The following is an 858-nucleotide window of genomic DNA, read 5'->3' on the forward strand; positions in this document are numbered from 1 at the left end:
TCCCAAAGAATGTAGTTCGCACCTAACGACAGCACTTTGTCACGCATCAAGATTGAGTCCGTGTTGCTCAACACAATCAGAGAGATGCTCACATCTAATCTTGAAGATATTTCCGCCACTTCCGAAACAAGCTCGCCACAATCTCGCAAATCAAGAACGACATGCTTTATTTCTGCACTTGTTTTGTGCCAACTCTCATCATCGATATCATCTACTTTAAGAGGTGATGCGAAACCTTCGATCGCATAGAGCTCATCGATCGCTTGCAGAAAAGCCATATCATCTGAAACAACCAGATCAATGGTGTTATTCTTTTTGTCTTTACTCGATGAAGTCGTTTTGAATAGGTTATCTAAATCCATTTTTTACTCCACGACAGGATTCGTCATACTCAAACGTCTGTTGTATTCCAAGCTGCATCCAAATGGATGATTTTTAAGAGTATTGAATGAAACAGCACCACAGGTTTGTTCTTGAATCTTGTGATACTTCGCGACGATTTTTACACCTTTGCCCTCACTGTTTGCGTTCAGTGTGTATCGCAGTTTATTTACGCCTTTGGCTTTGATTTCTTTTACAAAACCATCAACAAATTGACTCTCTTCGGTGTCGTAATTGATTGCAAACGTAGACTTTGGGTATTGGCTATTGATTTGATTAACAAAGTTAACCGACTTATCCATTGCAACGTCTTTGTTGGTGACTCGAAACTCAAAGGTTTCCACAATGGTGTCTACCGTCGTTTTATTTGGGGTTACCGATACCGAGCAACCGGTCAGTAAAACGGAAACGACCAATAATAGGTTTGCCTTCATTAGTTAAAGCCTCCCGCCTTTATCGTATTTTCCAATTCTTCGT

General features: G+C 40.4%; 1 protein-coding gene and 1 pseudogene. Both read right to left on the reverse strand.

The window, feature by feature from the left end; all coding sequences use genetic code 11:
• A pseudogene (locus R7Q11_RS25445) lies at nt 1–362 on the reverse strand (type II secretion protein); the annotation flags it as partial.
• A 3-nt stretch (nt 363–365) separates the two neighbouring features.
• The gene (locus R7Q11_RS25450; RefSeq protein ID WP_005498619.1) at nt 366–815 is read right to left on the reverse strand and encodes a hypothetical protein; all 450 of its coding nucleotides are present in this window, start codon (nt 813–815) and stop codon (nt 366–368) included.
• Between the last annotated feature and the right edge of the window lie 43 nt (nt 816–858).

It is taken from the genome of Vibrio sp. 970 (assembly GCF_033339075.1).